At 34.3% G+C, this 20,416-nt stretch carries 13 protein-coding genes and 1 rRNA gene; 10 read left to right on the top strand and 4 right to left on the bottom strand.

The genetic code is table 11. From position 1 onward, the window contains the following. Positions 1-110: 110 nt before the first annotated feature. Positions 111-1,624, bottom strand: a 16S ribosomal RNA gene (locus HYN86_RS09520). Between the two features lie 1,028 nt (positions 1,625-2,652). Beyond that, positions 2,653-3,669: an LLM class flavin-dependent oxidoreductase gene (locus tag HYN86_RS09515; RefSeq protein WP_113677806.1), complete on the bottom strand. Its 1,017-nt coding sequence runs from the start codon at positions 3,667-3,669 to the stop codon at positions 2,653-2,655. A gap of 174 nt (positions 3,670-3,843) precedes the next feature. Between HYN86_RS09515 and HYN86_RS09510 the strand changes: the two genes are divergently transcribed. The 4 genes from HYN86_RS09510 to HYN86_RS09495 all read left to right on the top strand — a co-directional run bounded on the left by HYN86_RS09510 (position 3,844) and on the right by HYN86_RS09495 (position 9,112). After that, the gene (locus HYN86_RS09510) at positions 3,844-4,359 is read left to right on the top strand and encodes a DUF2975 domain-containing protein (RefSeq protein ID WP_113677805.1); all 516 of its coding nucleotides are present in this window, start codon (positions 3,844-3,846) and stop codon (positions 4,357-4,359) included. 2 nt (positions 4,360-4,361) lie between these two features. After that, positions 4,362-4,568, top strand: coding sequence for a helix-turn-helix domain-containing protein (locus HYN86_RS09505; RefSeq protein WP_113677804.1), 207 nt, complete (start codon positions 4,362-4,364; stop codon positions 4,566-4,568). Between the two features lie 115 nt (positions 4,569-4,683). Further along, on the top strand, positions 4,684-5,568 hold the full coding sequence (locus tag HYN86_RS09500; protein WP_113679900.1) for an ABC transporter ATP-binding protein: 885 nt from the start codon (positions 4,684-4,686) through the stop codon (positions 5,566-5,568). 4 nt (positions 5,569-5,572) lie between these two features. Further along, positions 5,573-9,112: an ABC transporter permease/M1 family aminopeptidase gene (locus tag HYN86_RS09495; RefSeq protein WP_113677803.1), complete on the top strand. Its 3,540-nt coding sequence runs from the start codon at positions 5,573-5,575 to the stop codon at positions 9,110-9,112. A 249-nt stretch (positions 9,113-9,361) separates the two neighbouring features. Here the strand turns inward: HYN86_RS09495 and HYN86_RS09490 are convergent, their stop codons facing one another. Next, positions 9,362-10,582, bottom strand: coding sequence for a polysaccharide deacetylase family protein (locus HYN86_RS09490; protein ID WP_113677802.1), 1,221 nt, complete (start codon positions 10,580-10,582; stop codon positions 9,362-9,364). 281 nt (positions 10,583-10,863) lie between these two features. On the opposite strand from HYN86_RS09490, the gene HYN86_RS09485 reads away from it, so the two are divergent. Beyond that, on the top strand, positions 10,864-11,652 hold the full coding sequence (locus HYN86_RS09485; protein WP_113677801.1) for an alpha/beta fold hydrolase: 789 nt from the start codon (positions 10,864-10,866) through the stop codon (positions 11,650-11,652). Here the strand turns inward: HYN86_RS09485 and HYN86_RS09480 are convergent. After that, positions 11,649-13,622 carry a sigma 54-interacting response regulator gene (locus HYN86_RS09480; RefSeq protein WP_113677800.1) on the bottom strand — a complete coding sequence of 658 codons (1,974 nt, stop codon included), beginning with the start codon at positions 13,620-13,622 and terminating at the stop codon, positions 11,649-11,651. The two genes, HYN86_RS09485 and HYN86_RS09480, sit on opposite strands and share 4 nt — an antisense overlap. Before the next feature lie 208 nt (positions 13,623-13,830). Here HYN86_RS09480 and HYN86_RS09475 point away from each other — a divergent pair, with 208 nt between their 5' ends. The 5 genes from HYN86_RS09475 to kdpA all read left to right on the top strand — a co-directional run bounded on the left by HYN86_RS09475 (position 13,831) and on the right by kdpA (position 20,394). Beyond that, complete coding sequence (locus HYN86_RS09475) at positions 13,831-16,272, top strand: sensor histidine kinase (protein WP_162789344.1); 2,442 nt, start codon at positions 13,831-13,833, stop codon at positions 16,270-16,272. 49 nt (positions 16,273-16,321) lie between these two features. Further along, entirely contained in the window at positions 16,322-17,677 is a 1,356-nt protein-coding gene (locus HYN86_RS09470; protein WP_113677798.1) for a sigma-54-dependent transcriptional regulator, read from the top strand. A gap of 365 nt (positions 17,678-18,042) precedes the next feature. After that, entirely contained in the window at positions 18,043-18,324 is a 282-nt protein-coding gene (locus tag HYN86_RS09465) for a DUF7674 family protein (RefSeq protein WP_113677797.1), read from the top strand. Between the two features lie 187 nt (positions 18,325-18,511). Further along, positions 18,512-18,589, top strand: a complete 78-nt coding sequence (gene kdpF / locus HYN86_RS09460) for a K(+)-transporting ATPase subunit F (protein ID WP_081909388.1) — start codon at positions 18,512-18,514, stop codon at positions 18,587-18,589. A gap of 83 nt (positions 18,590-18,672) precedes the next feature. Next, complete coding sequence (gene kdpA, locus HYN86_RS09455; RefSeq protein WP_113677796.1) at positions 18,673-20,394, top strand: potassium-transporting ATPase subunit KdpA; 1,722 nt, start codon at positions 18,673-18,675, stop codon at positions 20,392-20,394. Positions 20,395-20,416 lie beyond the last annotated feature (22 nt).

Below are 20,416 nucleotides of genomic sequence, written 5' to 3'. Positions count from 1 at the left end.
TTTCATTTCTTTTAAATTAACAGCAAGAGTAATACAATCTCCAATTCAGATTCCTTTAAATAAAAACCTTTTTTCCTAAGCGTGTGCAGGCACTAACACTCAGGCTCTAGAAAGGAGGTGTTCCAGCCGCACCTTCCGGTACGGCTACCTTGTTACGACTTAGCCCTAGTTACCAGTTTTACCCTAGGCAGCTCCTTGCGGTCACCGACTTCAGGCACCCCCAGCTTCCATGGCTTGACGGGCGGTGTGTACAAGGCCCGGGAACGTATTCACCGGATCATGGCTGATATCCGATTACTAGCGATTCCAGCTTCACGGAGTCGAGTTGCAGACTCCGATCCGAACTGTGACCGGCTTTGTAGATTCGCTCCTGGTCACCCAGTGGCTGCTCTCTGTACCGGCCATTGTAGCACGTGTGTAGCCCAAGGCGTAAGGGCCGTGATGATTTGACGTCATCCCCACCTTCCTCACAGTTTGCACTGGCAGTCTTGTTAGAGTTCCCGACTTGACTCGCTGGCAACTAACAACAGGGGTTGCGCTCGTTATAGGACTTAACCTGACACCTCACGGCACGAGCTGACGACAACCATGCAGCACCTTGTAAATTGTCTTGCGAAAGTTCTGTTTCCAAAACGGTCAATCTACATTTAAGCCTTGGTAAGGTTCCTCGCGTATCATCGAATTAAACCACATGCTCCACCGCTTGTGCGGGCCCCCGTCAATTCCTTTGAGTTTCATTCTTGCGAACGTACTCCCCAGGTGGGATACTTATCACTTTCGCTTAGCCACTGAAATTGCTCCCAACAGCTAGTATCCATCGTTTACGGCGTGGACTACCAGGGTATCTAATCCTGTTCGCTACCCACGCTTTCGTCCATCAGCGTCAATCCATTAGTAGTAACCTGCCTTCGCAATTGGTATTCCATGTAATCTCTAAGCATTTCACCGCTACACTACATATTCTAGTTACTTCCTAATAATTCAAGTTCAGCAGTATCAATGGCCGTTCCACCGTTGAGCGATGGGCTTTCACCACTGACTTACTAAACCGCCTACGGACCCTTTAAACCCAATGATTCCGGATAACGCTTGGATCCTCCGTATTACCGCGGCTGCTGGCACGGAGTTAGCCGATCCTTATTCTTACGATACCGTCAAGCTCCTATACATAGGAGTGTTTCTTCTCGTACAAAAGCAGTTTACAATCCATAGGACCGTCATCCTGCACGCGGCATGGCTGGATCAGGCTTGCGCCCATTGTCCAATATTCCTCACTGCTGCCTCCCGTAGGAGTCTGGTCCGTGTCTCAGTACCAGTGTGGGGGATCTCCCTCTCAGGACCCCTACCCATCGTTGCCTTGGTAAGCCGTTACCTTACCAACCAGCTAATGGGACGCATGCTCATCTTTCACCGTTGTGACTTTAATAATTAAACCATGCGGTTTGATTATACTATGAGGTATTAATCCAAATTTCTCTGGGCTATCCCTCTGTGAAAGGCAGATTGCATACGCGTTACGCACCCGTGCGCCGGTCTCTATCTCCGAAGAAATATACCCCTCGACTTGCATGTGTTAAGCCTGCCGCTAGCGTTCATCCTGAGCCAGGATCAAACTCTTCATCGTATATTTTAATATTATATATCGGTGAATATCTATCGGTTCTTTTCGAATCTTGCAATTCTATTACTCTTATTCTTCTGTTCTAACATCTCTGTTAAAACGGCTGTCAATTCAATATGTCTACGAACGTGTCTTCTTTTTCTATTCCGCTTGTTTCTCAAAGCGGGTGCAAAACTAAAAATTATTTTTGTTTCCTGCAAGAAAAAATTAAAAAAATTTGAAACTTTTTTTTCGTCTCTTTTTCTTCATTTTTTCTCTCAGTATCTCAAGGAACATTCCGTGTTTTGCGGGGTGCAAATCTAATATCCGTTTTCCATTCTCACAAGCTTTTTCTAATCTTTTTTGAAAATTTCTTTTCAGCTTTAATCAGCTTTTCTTGCCAGTCTTTCAGGGAACGTGTATCGCTTCTGCGGGTGCAAAAGTACCACCTTTATTTACATTTACAAGACTTTTTTTTATATAATTTCAATCTTTTTTCTAAGTGGCTGGTTTCACGTTTTTTACATAGCAAAGTTTTTTAGTCTTTTTTTCCAGAGTTGGTATTTTGCGACGATTTTACGGCAAAAACACAAAGTTCTCTTATGGAAATTGGATACGCAAAGTTCTCAAAACTGTGTTTTATTATTATTTTGCCGTATGCACAAAGAACGCTAAGCTTTATTTTATGCTTCTTTTTAATCGCGCAAAGTCGCAAAGGCGCTAAGTTTTAGTTTGCCTTGCAATTTTATTCCAGATCTTTTCTTGAAAACTGCTGCCCTAGCCCCGATAGCTTTTGCTTTTTTCTTTAAAAAGCAAAAGATTGAAACGGATAGCGCGAAATAGCTCCTAATAAAACAAATTTTAAATTTTAAATTTCAAATCCCAACCCTAAACTTTAAATTCCAAATTATCTGGATTGCGTAATACTTTGCAGAGGCTTCGACTTCGCTCAGCCTGACAGGTGTATTTTACTCTTATATATATAAATAAACCCGACAGGTTTTGGAACCTATCGGGTTGGGATCATAAAATCTACTCTTATATAAGTATACTTATATATGTATACTTTCGTTTAGACTGTCGATTGCTTCTTTTGTGATTTGAATACTTTTTAGTTTTGCCTGATGATCAAAGATTGGACTTGTTACCATTAGTTCGTCGATTCTTGCATAGTCGATGAACTTTTTTAAATCGGCAACTAATTGTTCTTTGTTTCCTGTGAAGGTTCCTGCTGTCATTTGATTGACATGAAAACGTTCTGCTTCATTCATAATATCATCTAATGATGGAACTGGAGGCTGTAAACCTTTACGATCGTTTCTAATTAAGTTCAAAAACATTTGATACAAACTTGTAGATAATAACTCTGCTTCTTCATTTGTATCTGCAGCAATTATATTGACACAAGCCATTGTTTGCGGTTTTTCCAAATATTCTGATGGCTGGAAATTTTCGCGATAGAATTCAAATGCCTGAATCATAAGTTTTGGAGCAAAGTGTCCTGCGAAAGCATAAGGCAATCCGTAAGCTGCTGCCAAAGCTGCGCTGTCCATACTTGAACCTAGAATCCAAATTGGAACTTTTAATCCTTCTGCCGGGAATGCACGCACTTTTCCTGTTTCATTTTCGGAAGAAAAATATTCTTGAAGCTTGCTTACATTTTGCGGAAAACGCTGTGCCTGCTCAAAAAAGTCTTTTCGAATTGCTTCGGCAGTTGGCTGGTCTGTTCCAGGCGCTCTTCCTAAACCTAAATCGATTCGGTTTGGGTAAAGCGTTTCTAAGGTTCCAAATTGTTCTGCAACTACTAAAGGAGAATGATTCGGCAGCATGATTCCGCCAGAACCTACACGAATATTTTTTGTCTGACTTGCTACATAACCAATTAAAACAACTGTTGCTGTACTGGCAACGTGTGCCATGTTATGATGTTCTGCGAGCCAAAATCGCTTGTATCCTAAATTATCTGCTAATTGCGCTATGTCTTTTGTTTTTTGAAATGTTTCTGTGGCGTTGCTATCCTGAGTAATGATAGCGAGGTCTAATAATGAGACTGAAATTGGGTTTTTCATATAAAAAAATGCTAGTATACAAAATTAACTCATTTATCTGGATGCCTTTTGTTTTCTAATGTTAATAGAATTATAATATTCTCATTATTGAAAAAACAATTACTTTTTGATAATTAATTATTGTTTTACGATAATTAATTGTATATTTGCAATATCAATTTAACTTTTCCCTATATGAAGACAACTCATATTGTATCTCGAATATTATTTTACTTTACCCGATTTTTAGCCATTGTTTATTTCTTTTTGGCAGCATATTCTGTTTTTACTTTGGTAACGGGATTGTTTTTGACCTTTAAAGATAACGGAAAGTATTTTCAGGTTTGTTATCCTTTTACTTCGCATCCTTTAATGTTAGGAAATTATAATATTGCATATATTCTTTTTGATTTTTTAGCACCACTAAGTCTATACGGTCTTTTCTTTTTATTGAGCAGTAATGTTTTTAAGGTCTTTTATCAGCCAAAATTGTTTACCGCAAATGGAATTTCTCATTTAAGACGTTTCTATTTATCGAATTTATTGATTCCGGGAATTGTACTATTTGTGGCTTTCTTTTTTATTCCACTAGACAATGAAGTTTGGCTTTTTATTATACTGCACGGAATGCTTGGTGTTTTCGCATACTTTTTAGCTGCTATTTTTAAACAAGGTTTAAACCTTCAGAACGAACAAGACTTATTTATATAACTATGCCAATAATCGTAAACATTGATGTAATGCTTGCCAAACGCAAGATGCAGAGTAAGGAGTTGGCAGAAAAACTAGATATTACGCCTGCCAATTTATCGATTCTAAAAACTGGAAAAGCAAAAGGAATTCGGTTTGATACTCTCGAAGCTATCTGTAAAATTCTGGATTGTCAGCCTGGCGATATTTTAGAATACGCAGCAGAATAGCTTTCTTTTAATCTTAATTTCTAAACATATAAATCGGTTTTTGAAGCCGACAGGTATTCTATTGCCTAAAATTTTCAAATCAATAATTCACTTAATCATCAAAATCAATCAAAAAATGAACAGTTTATCAATCAAAAATCTCAGCAAAACGTATGAGAACGGCACGAAAGCCATTGACCAATTATCGCTTGAAATCACAAACGGCATGTTTGGTTTACTTGGCCCAAACGGCGCTGGAAAGTCTAGTTTAATGCGAACTATTGCCGCTTTACAGGAACCCACTTCTGGAATTATTGAATTTAACGGAATTAATATTCTGGAAAACCCAATGTTTATAAGGCAAAATCTGGGTTATCTTCCGCAGGAATTTGGCGTTTATCCTAAAATTTCTGCCTATCACCTGCTCGATCATTTGGCAGTTTTGAAAGGGATTATCAACAAAAAGGAACGACAAGATCAAATCTTATATTTATTACAGCAGACTAATTTATTACAGCATAAAGATAAAGCGGTTCATTCTTTTTCGGGCGGGATGCGTCAGCGATTTGGAATTGCTCAGGCTTTGCTTGGAAATCCGAAGATTATTATTGTGGATGAACCAACGGCTGGGCTTGATCCCGAAGAAAGAAACCGATTTAATAATTTACTGAGCGAAATTGGCGAAAGCATTATTGTGGTTTTATCAACACATATTGTAGAAGACGTTCGAGATTTGTGTCCAAAAATGGCAATTATCTCCAACGGAAAATTGATTTTGGAAGGAAAACCGAATGACGCAATCGATTCTCTGAAAGATAAAATCTGGATGAAAGCGATTCAGAAAACAGAATTGAAGGATCATCAATCGAACTTTAATATCATTTCATCACACTTAAATTCGGGAAAAATTAACATTCATGTTTTCTCAGATCAACGCCCAGATTCTGGCTTTGAATTAATTTCGCCAGATTTAAGCGATGTTTATTTTAGTGTTTTAGGTCAAAATCAACTTCAAAATTAAAGTTATGTTATCTAAATTAATTCAATTTGAATGGCATAACAATACCAGAAGCTGGACTTTTTATGCCACATTTATCATTTATCTGATTCTTGGATTTTTTGTCAGTGCGTTTGCGAACTTCTCTTTTTCGGGCGCTTACAAAAACAGTCCGTATGTTTTAACTTATGCGATTGGTCTGATTTCGTTAATGACGATATTCTCGATTACGCTTCAGGCGGCACAAAGTTTTTTAAAGGAATATGAAACGAAATTTGATTCGATCATTTTCTCCTCTCCTATTTCTAAATTTCATTATTTGGCAAGTAAATTCATTACAGCTTTTGCAATTGCAATACTTTCTTTTGGAATGTTTATCGTCGGCATGATCGTTGGACATCAAATGTCCTGGCTTCAAAAAAGTGAACTTGGACCTTCTGAAATTATAAATTATGTATGGCCGTATTTGGTCATTGTGATTCCGAATATTTTTTTGTGTCTTTCTATATTGACTTCTTTGGCTTGGGTGACAAGAAGTAAACTCTTCATATATGTTGGCGGATTATTAATTTACATCTTATATATAGCAGGTTCGATTTTTTCGAATTCGCCCCTATTTGCAAATGCTTCTCCGTCTTCGGCGAAAGCCATGTCTTTGGCTGCAAAAATAGATCCGTTTGGTTTGGCAGCTTTCTTGGAACAAACGAGATATTGGACGGCAATTGAAAAAAATACAGAACTGGTTTCGCTTTCAGGCAACTTTTTATTCAATAGAATACTGTGGATTTCTGTTTCTCTCCTTTTACTTTTCGTTTCTTATCGATTGTTTTCATTCCGAAAAACCAAAACTAAAAAGGTAAAAACATCTAAAGTTATTCAAAAAGAAACAAATGTCTTTTCGGCAGCAATTCCGAATAACATCGAAATCAAATCTTTCAGACATAATTTAGCTGTTTTTAAAAGCAATTTAAAACTGGACATTTATTTAATTCTGAAAGGAATTCCATTTTTACTGATTGTTCTTTTGTTTTCTGGATTATTAATGATTGAGATTTCAGATGAAATTGACGGCGGAATCCGCTTGGCTGAAAAAATCACTAATACTGCTTTGATGATTTCCACGATAATGGATCGCCTGCCATTTATTTTGATCCTGATTCTTCTTTTTTATAGTAGTGAATTATTAAACCGAAGCGAAAATTCGAGATTTGAAATGCTCGAAAATACAACGCCTTATTCTCAATTTGTTGTTTTACTGGCAAAATTGACAGCGCTTTTTATCATTCCGATTATTATAATTGCGATAAGTATTTTCATTGGATGCGGATTTCAAATTATGAATGCGAATGCTCCAATAGAAATTGGTCTTTATCTTTCTTTGTTTTATTACATTGGATTTCCGTTACTGCTAATTTCAATTTTGATCATTGCAATTCAGACTTTTATTAAAAATAAATACATCGCACTTGCGATTTCGGCTTTTGCCTGCATTTTGTTTTGTACTGGAATTGGAGAGCAATTGGGAATTTCGCATCCTTTATTTCGTTTTGGAAATGCTTTTAAAACAGAATATTTTGATCTGAATGGTTTCGGAAAATATACAATCCCGTTTCATATTTCGATGTTGTACAATTTCGGATTGGCTCTAGTTCTGCTTACTTTGACCGGAGTTTTATGGAAAAGAAATACTTCAATCGTAAAAACCTTTCGCAGAAATTCATTTAATATTATTCAAAAAACAATTTTAGGATTCGGAATGATTCTTTTTATTGGTTTTGGAAGTTATCTTTTTTATAAAACCAATATTGAATATCCGTATTTGACCGAAGACGATCAGAATAATTGGAGTGAGAAATATGAAAGTCAATTCAAAAAATATACAAATCTACCTCAGCCAACGATTGTTTCGGTAAAAAGTAATGTCGATTTATATCCAGAAGAAAACCGTTATCAAGTAAAAGGCACTTATGAATTAATCAATAATTCTGAAAAAGCAATTGATAGTTTACTCCTATATATAGATCGAAATTCGAAACTGACTTCTGTTGAGATTCCGAATTCTAAAAAATTAGACGATGGTTCTGATTTTCAACATTATTGGTTTCGATTAGAAAAACCTTTAATGCCACAGCAAAAACTTAAAATGAATTTTTCTTTTGAATCATCTTGGTCACCATTTAAAGGACATACGGCTTTTAATTCTATAATCGAAAATGGTTCTTTTATGCGAATAAGCCGTTACTTTCCGCTTTTTGGTTATCAGGAATCGAATGAAATCAGCAGTAAAAAAGAGCGTGCAAAAAGACATTTGAAACCTCAGACACCTCTTAAAAAACTGGAAGACAAATCTGAAATCAAATATAATTTTGTTGATTATGATGCTGTGGTTTCGACTTCTAAAAATCAAACAGCCATTGGTGTTGGAGATTTAATTGGAAATTGGAAAAAAGACGATCGCAATTATTTTCATTATAAATCTAATGGAAAGATTCCGTTTCGATTTGCTTTTTCTTCTGCCGAATATCAAATTCAAAAAACAAATTATAAAGGTATTTCTCTTGAAGTTTTTTATGATAAAAGACATTTCAGAAACGTTGAAAAACTAATTCAAGATGTAAAAAATACTTTAGATTACTGCCAAAATAACTTTGGTAAATATCCCTATAAAACAATTCGGTATGCAGAAGTTTCTGCTTTCGCGGATGGATTTGCTGCGACTTCTTATCCGTCAACTGTTTTCATGAAAGAGAATTTCGGATTTTACAGCAATCTCAAAAACAAAGATAAAGAAGATGTAATCAATCAATTAACAGCTCATGAATTGTCGCATGAATGGTGGGGAAATTCACAGATAAGCCCAGAACAAAAAGAAGGAAGCTGGATTTTGACCGAAACTTTGGCACAATACACGGAGCTGATGCTTTATGAAAAAGAACATGGTTTGGAAAAAGCTTTGGAAACTTTAAAAATCCATCTTGATTTATACTTGAGCAGCAGAAGTTACGATCCAGAAGCACCTTTATATAAAACGAATTACGACACACCGCATTTACCTTATGATAAAGGAATGCTGGTTATGCATCAATTGCGAATATTAATTGGTGAAGAAAAAGTAAATCTGGCTTTGAAAAATTTTCTGAATCATTATAAATATCCCAATCCGTCTCCTGATTCAGAAGATTTATTAAAAGAGATTTATGCTGTAACGGATAAAAAACTATATCCAAAATTAGATGAAATGTTTAAACAGATTATCACTTATTCTTCTAAAATAGAATCGGTTTCAAGCGTTAAAAAGAATGGTTTTTATGAGATCTCTTTTAAAGCTTCTTCTGAAAAATATCAGGAAAATGCAACGGAAGAAAGAAAAAAAATTCCAAACGACAATAAAATAGATATTGGAATTTATGATGAAAACGGAAAGTTATCGCGTTTTACATTTGCAATAAAAAATAATAAAATAGAGGGAAAAATAAAATCTAAAATAAAACCTCAACGAATTGTTGTAGATCCTTATTTAATGAATATTGATACTTTTATAAATGATAACGACAAAGAAGTCGATTAGTTTTTTTGCCACGAATTCCACTAATTTCCACTAATTTTTAATTTTAGTTTTCGCAAATGCTCAAAATACAGCTCACGGTTTCAACCACGGGAAACGTTACGAATTGGGTGTAATATATATTGTGTACCCGTGGTTGAAACCACGGGCTATGTTTAAAATAAAAACCAGTAAAAAAATAGGAATTAGAGAAATTCGTGAATTCGTGGCAAAAAAAAATCTTTCTAATCCTTTAATCTGTGGCAAAAACTTTTATTTCAATTGAATCAAAATCTGTTTGTGAGTTGTTTTTCCGTCGTCTTTAATTTTTAAATCTTTACTTGATTCGATTTCAAATTTTGAAGAAGTATCAACTGTTAAAGAAATATCTCGATTTCTAAATGTTTTAGGAATTTCAGGCAATACAATCGTAACTTCTATTTCTTTATCTTTTTGTTTGTAATCGACTTTTATTCTATCTCTTAACCAAATATATTCGTAAACTTCCTGCCCCGGTGCCATCCAAATTGTATCACTTCCTTTTGCTCCGTATTTATTGGCAAGCGCTGTCATATAATATTTAAAATCAGGAAAACGCATGCTTAAATTCCATAAATTTCCGTTGCCTGTTCCATGTGTAAATTCGTTAAACCAAAGTGCATTTGGTTGTTTTACAATTGAATCTAGTGTCTTTAAATAACGATCCATTGTTTTAAAACTAGTTGAATCTTTTGAGCTCTGCACAAAAGTTCTGGCTGTAATCATTTTATCTAAATCAACTTTTGAGTCGACCTTAAAAACTGGCCCAAAGCCATAATAGGACGCTACCGAAAAATGTCCGTTATTAAGTGCCTCTTTTTCATATTCTAAATAATATTTCTCATCTCCTTCTCCGCCAGGAACTACAAAATGTGACATGGTAAAATCAAGATTTTGTTTTATTGATGTAGTATTTTCGGTTACTTCAGTCAAATAATTTGTGCCGTGTTTTGTAGCATGATGAAAACCGTGATTCAAAATATCCCAGCCAGCATTATACATTTCTTTAATTTCTTGCCAAGAAAGATGTCCGCGGTTTGCTGGTAAATCACGAATTGCACCTCCATTAATAGCCAGTGCCAATTTAAAAGGAATTTTATTTCCCAAACCGTCTGAATAAAAAAGTCCATTTGAAGTTGTTCCGTCTCCTCCCTGATCAATTTTCCATTCGTTTTTATCAGGATTACTGATTTTTCCACCATTCAATAATGGAAAGGCTGTTAAATAAGCAGATCGATATCCATCATCAAGCGTAAAACTATAGGCAAAATGTTTGTTGAATTTTAAAGGAGCAGGTTTGATTTTAACCTCATCAGCCGATTTTAATTTGATTTTAAAAGAAATAGTTTTTGATTTTGAAGAATCAGAATCATTTGCAAAACAAAAAGAAACCGAGTTAATTAAAAGGACGAAAGTGAATACTATTATTTTTATTCTTGACTGTGGTATTTTCATTTTAAGGTTATAATTAGAGGTCTAAAGGTACATATACTTTAAAATAAAATGATAATCATTGAGTGTAGTAATGAAACACGGATAAAACTGATTCGCTATCGCGAAACACTGATGACGCTGATTTTTTTTTATCTGAATAAAAGTGATATTTCAACACATAAAAAGTATTTAACGAAATATAATAAGTATATCGGCGTCAAAATAGCAAGAAATGCTTTATAATTAGTAGTTCATGAAAAGGCACGTCGTTTGTATTTGATTGTTTAACTAAAAATCCTGTTATGCATCTTTCAAGTACCAAAACGATAGTATTTATTTCGGGAGCTTTTGTGAGCCATTTTTATTGGGGGAAATGGCTCACGTTTTTTGAAAATAAAGGTTATAAAGTGGTAGCGCCCCCATGGCTTCATAAAAATGATTCTGCGGCAAATTTAAGAGAGCAGAATCCGTGTGTAAAAATTGGATCTATTACTTTATTTGACCTTTTGTGTTATTACACCGAAATCATTGAAAAACTTCCCGAAAAGCCCATTTTAATAGGACATTCTTATGGAGGCCTTTTGGTGCAGTTACTGGTTCAAAAAGATTTAGCGCAAGCTGGAATTTGTATCAATCCTTTTCCGCCAAAAGGATTTACACTTTTAAAAATTTCATTCTATAAAATTATTCTACGCTTCTCTTGCACTTGTTTTTCTGCTAAGAAAACTTTTATAATGCCATTCGAAAATTGGGAAGATATTTTTTTCAATAGTGAATCAATTGAGAAACAGAAAAATGAATATGAAAATTTCATTATCCCAGAATCTAAAAGAGCTTTGCGAAATCTTTTTTCAAAAAATGCAAGAATCAATTTCAAGAAAAAACATGTGCCTCTTTTTTTTATCTCTTCTTCTAAAGATGAAATTATTCCGCCTAAATTGGTTCATTGGAATTTCAGAAAACACAAAAAAAATCTACATTCTATAACCTGTTACAAAGAATTTGAAAACAAAAATCATTTTGTAATTCTTCAATCTGAATGGGAAAAAGTGGCAGAATATATCATAAGATGGATTGAGAAATTATGCTAACTTATTTCTCTCTTAATTTCTAACTTTTTAATTTTTGAATTTAAAGTTGAAGGATGAATATCAAGAATTTCTGCGGCTCCACCCGCGCCTGAGATTTTTCCGTTACATTTTTTAAGAATATATAAAATGTAATCCCGTTCATTTTCTAAAATAGTTTTAATTGAAAACGAATCAGTAGTCTGCTGTGCATGGATTTTTGATGATGGCGAAAACTCAATTGTTTTAATTGTATTTCCTTCTGTGAGCAGTAATGTACGCTGGATAAGATGTTCAAGTTCTCTTATATTTCCCGGCCAGTCATAATTTGTAATCTGCTGCAAAGCATTATCCGAAAGTGTTGGCGTTTTTCGATTCATACGATCGCTGTATACTTTTATAAAATGATCTGCCAGTTCGGGAATATCTTCTTTTCTCTTTTTTAATGACGGAACCAAGATTGGAAAAACATGAAGTCGATAGTATAAATCCATTCTAAAACGTCCTGCAGCAACTTCTTCTTCTAAATTTTTATTGGTTGCGGCGATAATTCTAACATCAATTTTTATGGGCATAAGTCCGCCCACTCGTTCTATTTCTCTTTCCTGCAAAACACGTAATAATTTTACCTGAAGTTCTAATGGCATTTCTCCTATTTCATCAAGGAAAATGGTGCCGCCGTTGGCGAGTTCAAATTTGCCGATTCTTTTTTCTGAAGCTCCCGTAAAAGCACCTTTTTCATGTCCGAAAAGCAATGATTCTGCTAGGTTTTCAGGAATCGCGCCGCAATTTATAATAATTAAAGGCTTGTCTTTACGAGGCGACAAATCGTGAATACTTTTAGCTATTTTTTCTTTTCCCGTACCGCTTTCCCCTAAAATTAAAACAGAAGTATCTGACGGTGCCACCTTTTTGATGTAGTTAAAAACCGTTACCATTTGCGAACTGTCGCCAATTATTCCTTCAAAACCAGATTTTATATTTTCTGTTTTTTCTCTTTTTATAGGAATTTCTTTGGTTTGTGCAATTATTGCTGCAGGCGAATAGAAACGAGAAATAAATTGTGAAAATGTACTTTCAAGATTAGATAATAATTTCAGGTTTTCATTTGAATAAATATTGAAATTACGACTGTAAAAAGTAAAGCAAAAACGCTCTGAAACAACAATTGAAATCGGAAAAACCAAATAAGATTTTATTCCGAAATTATGGGAAATAATTCCTTTTATAGGTGCAGACTGAAAATTATTAATCAGTGATTCTTCACTATAAATAACCGGCTTAAGATCAATCTGCGATTTTAGGTAGGTTTCATTTAACTCTCTTATAGAAATTTCGGCAATTTGAGAAAGTTTTTGTACGGATATAATTTGATATTGATCCATATTCTTTCTAACAATTCCGATATTTGAATATTCGTCAGCATTTATAAATCCAGCTTCTAAATAATCAAAACAAATGAAAGTTTGAATAATCTTAGCAAAAGCCAGCAATGCCTCTTCTTTTTTAAGTGTTGAATTGATTAATTCCGTAATCTCACTTTTTAATTCTAATTGCTGCATCAACTGCGATTCGAGACTATATTCTTGTCTGTAAAAGGCAATTTCCAAAGTGGTTAAAATATCCTGTTCTCGAAATGGTTTTACAATAAATCCGTATGGCTGCGTAGTTTTGGCCTGATCTAAAATTTGCTTGCTTGAATTTGCCGAAATAAAAATAAATCCGATATTTTTTTCTTTTAAAATATGCGCGAGTTCTATTCCGTTTTTGTCCCCTTTGAGCATAATATCAACAAATACCAAATCTGGTTTTTGGGTCTGAATTATATCCAAAGCCTGATCGACAGAACGCGCAATTCCAATTACTCTATAATTTGCTTTTTCAAGAATTAACTGCAAATCATGCGCTTCAATAAATTGATCTTCAACAATTAAAATTTGTTTTTGAAATTCAGTTTCGTCAGATTGAGGGCTTTTATCAGACAAGGTTTCCATAAATGTAGTATTATTTATATTATAACTCCCTAATTCACTGGCATAAAATTAGTTAAATAACACCAGTAATTTCAGCGTTTTAAAAAATTTGTACAAAAAAAATCATATTTAATGTGAATTTTCTTGATATTTTTCAAAAAATGAGTTTCTCTTTATTTTATATTTGTTCCACCAAAAACCAATCCAAAAACCTAATATTAAACAAATTATGAAACGTTCATTTGCTTTCTATTTGATTATTTTAATTACGTCCTCCTCATTTGCACAACTTGCTCCTGCTGTTGCGAAATATGATCTTTCAAAAAAGAGATTATTGATACAATCCTGCTCGATGTATTTATACAATGCCAATCAAGGCGCTATTGATTTAGACAGCGCGGTCGTAGTGGCCTGCAAAGCTTATAAATTACCAGTTTCATTAAGTTATAATGAAGGTTTTTACGATGGTACAAAACTAGTAGGGAGCGATTTAATTGAGAAAGGTGACATCAATTCAGCAAAAAAACTTTTGGGTAAATCGAAAGCTGAAGATAAAATTAAAATCTTACTACAATTGGGAAGTTTTTATCTTTTTAAGCCGGGTACCAAAGAAGAGGATTTAAAAAATGCAAAAACTTTTATTGATCAAGCCGTACTAGTTAGCAATCAATTAAAAATAAAAAAGTGGCAGCACGAAAGTTTTTTGCTTTTAGGAAAATATTATTATCAGGCCAATAATCAAGCTGAAGGAAATAAATATTTTACACAGGTTATAAGTGAATGCCGTAAACAAAATGATAATCGTGGACTAGCCGAAGCTCTCGATGCTTATGGAACTCTTTTATTTAATTTAGACCCGAAAAAAGAAAAAATTCTCGAAGAGGCCGTTTCTCTTTATGCTTCATTAGGAATGGAGGAAAAAAGAATTGAAAATTACATGAAGATTACTACCATTTATTTTTGGGGAGGAAAAGTAAATGAAGCAAAAAAAAGGTTATATCAAAATTTAGTCGATTTGCGAAAGATTAATTTTACGCACCAGCAATTTGCAGAAACTACTATAACTTTTATTGAACTGGGGCAGCACAATATTCCTACCGCCTTATATTATGCCTTAAAAAGTGTAAAAAGAATGGAAGCTGAAAAAGATTATACTTTTGGTGATATTTTTTACACCCGTCTTGGGGATGTTTATAATACTTACGGACATAACGAGGAAGCACTGGAATTGTATAAAAAAAGCATTAAAATTGGACAAAAAACTTTAGATACAGGTACTTGGTACAAAAGCTTTTTAAGCGCTGTTGCTGCTTTGTCGATAAAGAAAAAGGACGAAGAAGCTCTTGCTTATATTAACACTGTAACTGCTGATTATCCGCCAAAAAGTATTTTTGACAAAATGCTTCTGGCTTATGCAAGAGCCAACTGTTATGGATCATTAAAGAAATATGATTTAGCAGAAAAATATTTTATAGAAATGGATTCGTATGCGCGACAACTAAATGCGCCCGAAACCTTTCGAGAAGTTACTCATTGTTATGCAAGTATGGCCTATTTTTATTCCTTTATAAATAATGCACAAAAGGCTAAATTTTATGCAGATAAAGTTTTTGCACTTTCTAAAATCCACAAAAAACGTTATAATTCAGAAATCTTTCAATATTCATTATACAAAATTGATTCGCTTAATGGCAATTATCTGGGCGCTTTAGAGCATTATAGAAATGTGAAAAAACTTAGTGATTCTACTAGTGGCATCAACAAAAACAAACAAATTGATGAACTAAAAATTGATTATGAAACGGCCTCTAAAGAACAAAAAATAAAACTTTTGAATGATCAGGATAAATTGCAAAAAAGCGAATTGCAAAAATCAAGACTTTTAAACAGCGTATCCATTTGGAGTTTAGTTTTATTACTGGTTATCATTGCTTTATTGTTTAATCGATACCGTTTAAAACAGCGAAATCACGCCAAACTTGAAATCAAAGAAAGAGAAATCAACCAGAAAAACATCAATCTGAAACACTTATTAGATGAGAAAGAATGGCTTTTGAAAGAAATTCATCATCGTGTAAAAAACAATCTCCAAACTGTAATTAGTCTGTTGAATTCGCAATCGGCTTATTTGGAAAACGATATGGCTTTATCGGCAATAAAAAATAGTCAGCACAGAATTCATTCGATGTCATTGATTCATCAAAAATTGTATAATTCTGAGAATATTTCGACCATTAATATGCCTAATTATATTAAGGAATTGGTCGAATATTTACGAGAATCTTTTTCGCTTGGACAGAGAATTCGTTTTGAAGTAAAAGTCGATCCGCTGGAATTAGATGTGGCACATGCAGTTCCGCTTGGATTGATTTTGAATGAAGCAATTACCAACTCAATTAAATATGCTTTCCCAGAAGATCGAACCGGAATGATTTACATAACACTCGAAACCATAGGCGAAAATCAATATGTACTAACTATTTCAGATAACGGAATTGGTTTCAATACAAATCTCAGCAGTAAAAAAGCAAACTCCTTCGGAATGAGCCTGATAAAAGGTTTAACTGATGATCTTGACGGAAAATTGACAATGGAAAATAATAACGGAACGATTTTGAAAATCGAATTTTCGCAAGAATTTCCTCTGAATCAAAAAAGGGAAGTAATTTAAAAACTAAATTTGTGCATCAAAATACCAATTTGGTTTTAGCTATCTGCAAATGACACACAAAATTTTAATTATAGACGACGAAGAAAAACTTAGAAGTCTATTGGCACGAATTATAAAATCGGAAGGATTTGAAGTTTTTGAAGCCAAGGATTTAAAATCAGGTTTTAAAAAATTGGAACAAACGGATATTGATGTTGTTTTGTGCGATGTGAAGCTCCCTGATGGAAACGGAGTTGATTTTCTTCAAAATATAAAAGGAAGTTTTCCTTTGGTTGAAGTTATTTTACTAACGGCTTTCGGGAACATTCCAGATGGCGTTCAGGCGATGAAAAATGGCGCTTTTGATTATATTGTAAAAGGCGACGATAATGATAAAATTATCCCGCTTCTTTATAAAGCTGTAGAGAAAGTGGAATTGCAGAAAAAAGTGCAGCAACTGGAAAAACGTATTGCAAGTAAATATTCTTTTGAAACTATAATTGGAAAATCGAAAGGAATTGAACAGGTTATAGATCTCGCACAAAAAGTTGCCAAAACAGATTCGACCGTTTTATTGACTGGCGAAACCGGAACTGGAAAAGAAGTTTTTGCACAAGCCATTCATGAAAACAGCAATCGTGTCGGAAAATCTTTTGTGGCTTTAAACTGCAGTACTTTCAGCAAAGAGATTCTAGAAAGCGAACTTTTTGGTCACAAACAAGGCGCTTTTACTGGAGCTCTGAAAGATAAAAAAGGTTTTATTGAAGAAGCAAACGGCGGTACTTTGTTTTTGGATGAAATTGGTGAAATGCCAATTGATCTTCAGGCAAAATTATTACGCGTTTTAGAAACTTCTGAATATATTCCGGTTGGCGATACAACTCCAAAAAAATCAAATTTCAGATTGATTGCCGCAACAAATAGAGATTTAAAAACAGAAAGTGATGAACATCGTTTTCGTTCTGATTTATACTTTCGTTTGAATATTTTCGAAATAAAACTTCCATCTCTAAGAGAAAGAATAAAAGATATTGCTGTCTTGACGCATTATTTCGTCAAACAATTTTCTGAAAAAACGAATAAAAAAACATTACATATTGCTGATGATTTTCTGCAGAAATTAGAAAATTATTCCTGGCCGGGAAATATCCGTGAACTTAAAAATATTATTGAAAGATCGGTTATTTTGAGTAATGGCGATACTTTAACATCAGATGTTCTGCCGTATGAAATGCAGCATCAAACTGAAAAAAGCACAAAATCAATGTCGGCTTTCTCTATGCAGAGTGTTGAAAAATTGCATATTCAGAAAGTATTAAATTATACGAAAGGGAATAAAGCCGAAACGGCAAGATTATTAGAAATTGGAATTGCGACTTTGTATAGAAAATTAGAAGAATATGGGATTGAAAATTCCAAAATTTAAATTTCAAATTCCAAATATAATAACAAATTCAATTTTTAAAGCTTCGGAGAAGCGAAATATTTATAGAATTATTTATTGCCAATAATGTAAAGCTCCAGCGGAGCGACACCTACGCAATCCAAAAAAATATTTCACCCCGCTTGGGCTCTGATGACTATGATTCATTATTTCTATAAATATTTCGCTCCTCCGGAGCTTGGCAATAACATATCAAAACGAGAAAAGCTTATCAAAATGATAGGCTTTTTTTATGCCTGATTTTTGGCATATAAGTACATCTCTTTTATTGACAGCACTTTAGCAACATCTTGACTTTTTCGGAACATATTTTGGCATAAGGAGGGAGAACATAAAAATTCATTCTCATGAAAAATCAAGTCACATCAATCTACAAACAAGCAGAACGCTTTGCCGAGATAACTAAAAAATCTATTATTTCTGGAAATATTGTTCGTGCCAAAAAATGCCTGGCTCTTGCAGAACGCTTATTTATCAGCGGAAGCATCGAAACTAAAAATGCCATTTCTAATGTGTACGTTTTTTCGGTTTCTTCTTTTATGGAAATGCGCCACTGCAATATTTCACATCTTTTTCCTCAAACGCTTAAAGCGGAATATATCAAGCAGGTTAATGCTTCGGGAGTCTAATTAGTGAAATGTTTTTTGTGAAATGTTAGATGTTCGTATCTCTTTTCACAATAACATTTTACTTCTCACATTTCACATTTCACAAATCTAAAATAATCCTATGATCACTTTTCTTTTACTCGCATTGGCCGTTATGCTATTTGCCATTTGTTTTCTGTCAGTTGAATTCTTTGAAAAAATCTAAATCATGACCGCACTATTTATTATTTCAATCGCCGTTTTCGTGTATTTGGTTTATGTATTAATCAAACCCGAAAAATTTTAAATCATGTAAAAAGTTATAAGTGAGATGTTATACGTCAGTCTGCTTTTACCTCTCACATTTTACAATTAACAAATCACATTTTTATGAACACAGAATTATTAGGCGTCATTGGTATTTTTATCCTAACTATTATTTTAGCGATTCCTTTAGGAAAATATATTGCTAAAGTTTATTTGGGAGATAAGACACTTATTGACCCGATTTTCAATCCAATTGAAAAATTTATTTTTAAAATCAGCGGTATAAATTCCACTGAAGAAATGAACTGGAAACAACACTTAAAAGCACTTTTAAGTATAAATATGGTTTGGTTCTTTCTTTGCTTTTTTGTCTTATTGTTTCAGGGTTCTTTGCCTCTTAATCCAGACAACAACCCTTCAATGACACCCGATTTGGCATTTAATACTGCTATTTCATTTTTGGTTAACTGCAACTTACAGCATTATTCTGGCGAAAGCGGGGTTTCTTACCTTTCACAAATCGTCTTGATGTTCCTTCAGTTTGTTTCTGCCGGTATCGGAATGGCTGCTGCAGCTATGATTTTTACAGCAATGAAAGAAAGAACTACAGAACAATTGGGTAATTTTTACAATTATTTCATCAAAAGCTGTACTCGTATTTTATTACCACTTTCAGCAATCGTTGCAATCGCTTTACTTTTTAGCGGAACTCCAATGACCTTTGAAGGAAAAGATGCCATTACAACGCTTCAGGGAGATTCAGTTGAAGTTTCTCGCGGGCCCGCTGCTGCATTTGTTGCTATTAAACATATTGGTACAAACGGCGGTGGTTTTTTTGGAGCCAACTCAGCGCATCCATTAGAAAATCCAACTTATTTTACTAACGGAGTTGAACTTTGGGCGCAGATGATTATTCCGTTTGCCATGATTTTTGCGCTTGGTTTTTTCTTAAACAAAAGAAAGCTATCAAACATTATTTTTGGTGTAATGACGGTTGGATTCTTACTCTTGGTTGTTCCAACAGTGATGAGCGAAATGAACGGAAATCCTGCTATTGAAAAAATGGGAATCGCACAAACAACCGGAGCGATGGAAGGAAAAGAAGTTCGGTTTGGTCCAGCAATTTCAGGATTTTGGAGTATTGCCACAACGGTAATTTCTACAGGTTCTGTCAACAGTATGCACGATAGTTCGATGCCGGTTTCTGGCGCAATGCAATTATTATCGATGATGGTAAATGCCTTTTACGGCGGATGCGGCGTGGGTATTCTCAACTACTACATTTTCATTATCCTGGCTGTATTTATCTCTGGATTAATGGTGGGTCGAACGCCTGAATTTTTAGGAAAGAAGATCGAAGCACGGGAAGTTAAAATAGCCGCTTTTATCGCTATTCTTCATCCTTTATTAATATTATCAGGAACTGCATTAGCATCTTATTTTGCTGCACATGATACAGCAATGGGATATTGGTTCAGCGGTAACGCAACAGGCTGGTTAAACAATCCTGGAAATCACGGATTCTCAGAAATGTTATATGAATATACTTCGAGCGCGGCCAATAACGGTTCTGGTTTTGAAGGTTTAGGAGATAACAATCCGTTTTGGAATATCACAACAGGAATTGTATTACTGTTAAGCCGATTTATTCCAATCATTGGACCATTAGCAATTGCAGGTTTATTGGCAGGTAAAAAATACATTCCAGAGAGTGCAGGAACTTTAAAAACAGATACCTCAATTTTCGGAATCATGACTTTTGCTGTAATCGCAATTATTGCTGCTTTATCTTTCTTTCCTGCTCTGGCTTTAGGCCCATTGGCAGAATTCTTTACTTTAAAATAAAAATGCTGGATAATTTAAACAC

Origin of the sequence: Flavobacterium fluviale (assembly GCF_003312915.1) — a bacterium.
Taxonomy (GTDB): Bacteria; Bacteroidota; Bacteroidia; order Flavobacteriales; family Flavobacteriaceae; genus Flavobacterium; species Flavobacterium fluviale.
The sequence above is the reverse complement of the archived record's forward strand: the minus strand, read 5'-3'. Positions and strand labels throughout refer to the sequence as shown.

What these genes read in the sequence shown, in the direction of transcription:
- HYN86_RS09510 (WP_113677805.1), top strand. Translation starts at nt 3,844, where the DNA reads ATGAAGACAACTCATATTGTATCTCGAATATTATTTTACTTTACCCGA.
- HYN86_RS09505 (WP_113677804.1), top strand. Translation starts at nt 4,362, where the DNA reads ATGCCAATAATCGTAAACATTGATGTAATGCTTGCCAAACGCAAGATG.
- kdpF (WP_081909388.1), top strand. Translation starts at nt 18,512, where the DNA reads ATGACCGCACTATTTATTATTTCAATCGCCGTTTTCGTGTATTTGGTT.
- HYN86_RS09490 (WP_113677802.1), bottom strand. Translation starts at nt 10,582, where the DNA reads ATGAAAATACCACAGTCAAGAATAAAAATAATAGTATTCACTTTCGTC.
- HYN86_RS09475 (WP_162789344.1), top strand. Translation starts at nt 13,831, where the DNA reads ATGAAACGTTCATTTGCTTTCTATTTGATTATTTTAATTACGTCCTCC.
- HYN86_RS09515 (WP_113677806.1), bottom strand. Translation starts at nt 3,669, where the DNA reads ATGAAAAACCCAATTTCAGTCTCATTATTAGACCTCGCTATCATTACT.
- HYN86_RS09480 (WP_113677800.1), bottom strand. Translation starts at nt 13,622, where the DNA reads ATGGAAACCTTGTCTGATAAAAGCCCTCAATCTGACGAAACTGAATTT.
- HYN86_RS09485 (WP_113677801.1), top strand. Translation starts at nt 10,864, where the DNA reads ATGCATCTTTCAAGTACCAAAACGATAGTATTTATTTCGGGAGCTTTT.
- HYN86_RS09500 (WP_113679900.1), top strand. Translation starts at nt 4,684, where the DNA reads ATGAACAGTTTATCAATCAAAAATCTCAGCAAAACGTATGAGAACGGC.
- HYN86_RS09470 (WP_113677798.1), top strand. Translation starts at nt 16,322, where the DNA reads ATGACACACAAAATTTTAATTATAGACGACGAAGAAAAACTTAGAAGT.
- kdpA (WP_113677796.1), top strand. Translation starts at nt 18,673, where the DNA reads ATGAACACAGAATTATTAGGCGTCATTGGTATTTTTATCCTAACTATT.
- HYN86_RS09465 (WP_113677797.1), top strand. Translation starts at nt 18,043, where the DNA reads ATGAAAAATCAAGTCACATCAATCTACAAACAAGCAGAACGCTTTGCC.
- HYN86_RS09495 (WP_113677803.1), top strand. Translation starts at nt 5,573, where the DNA reads ATGTTATCTAAATTAATTCAATTTGAATGGCATAACAATACCAGAAGC.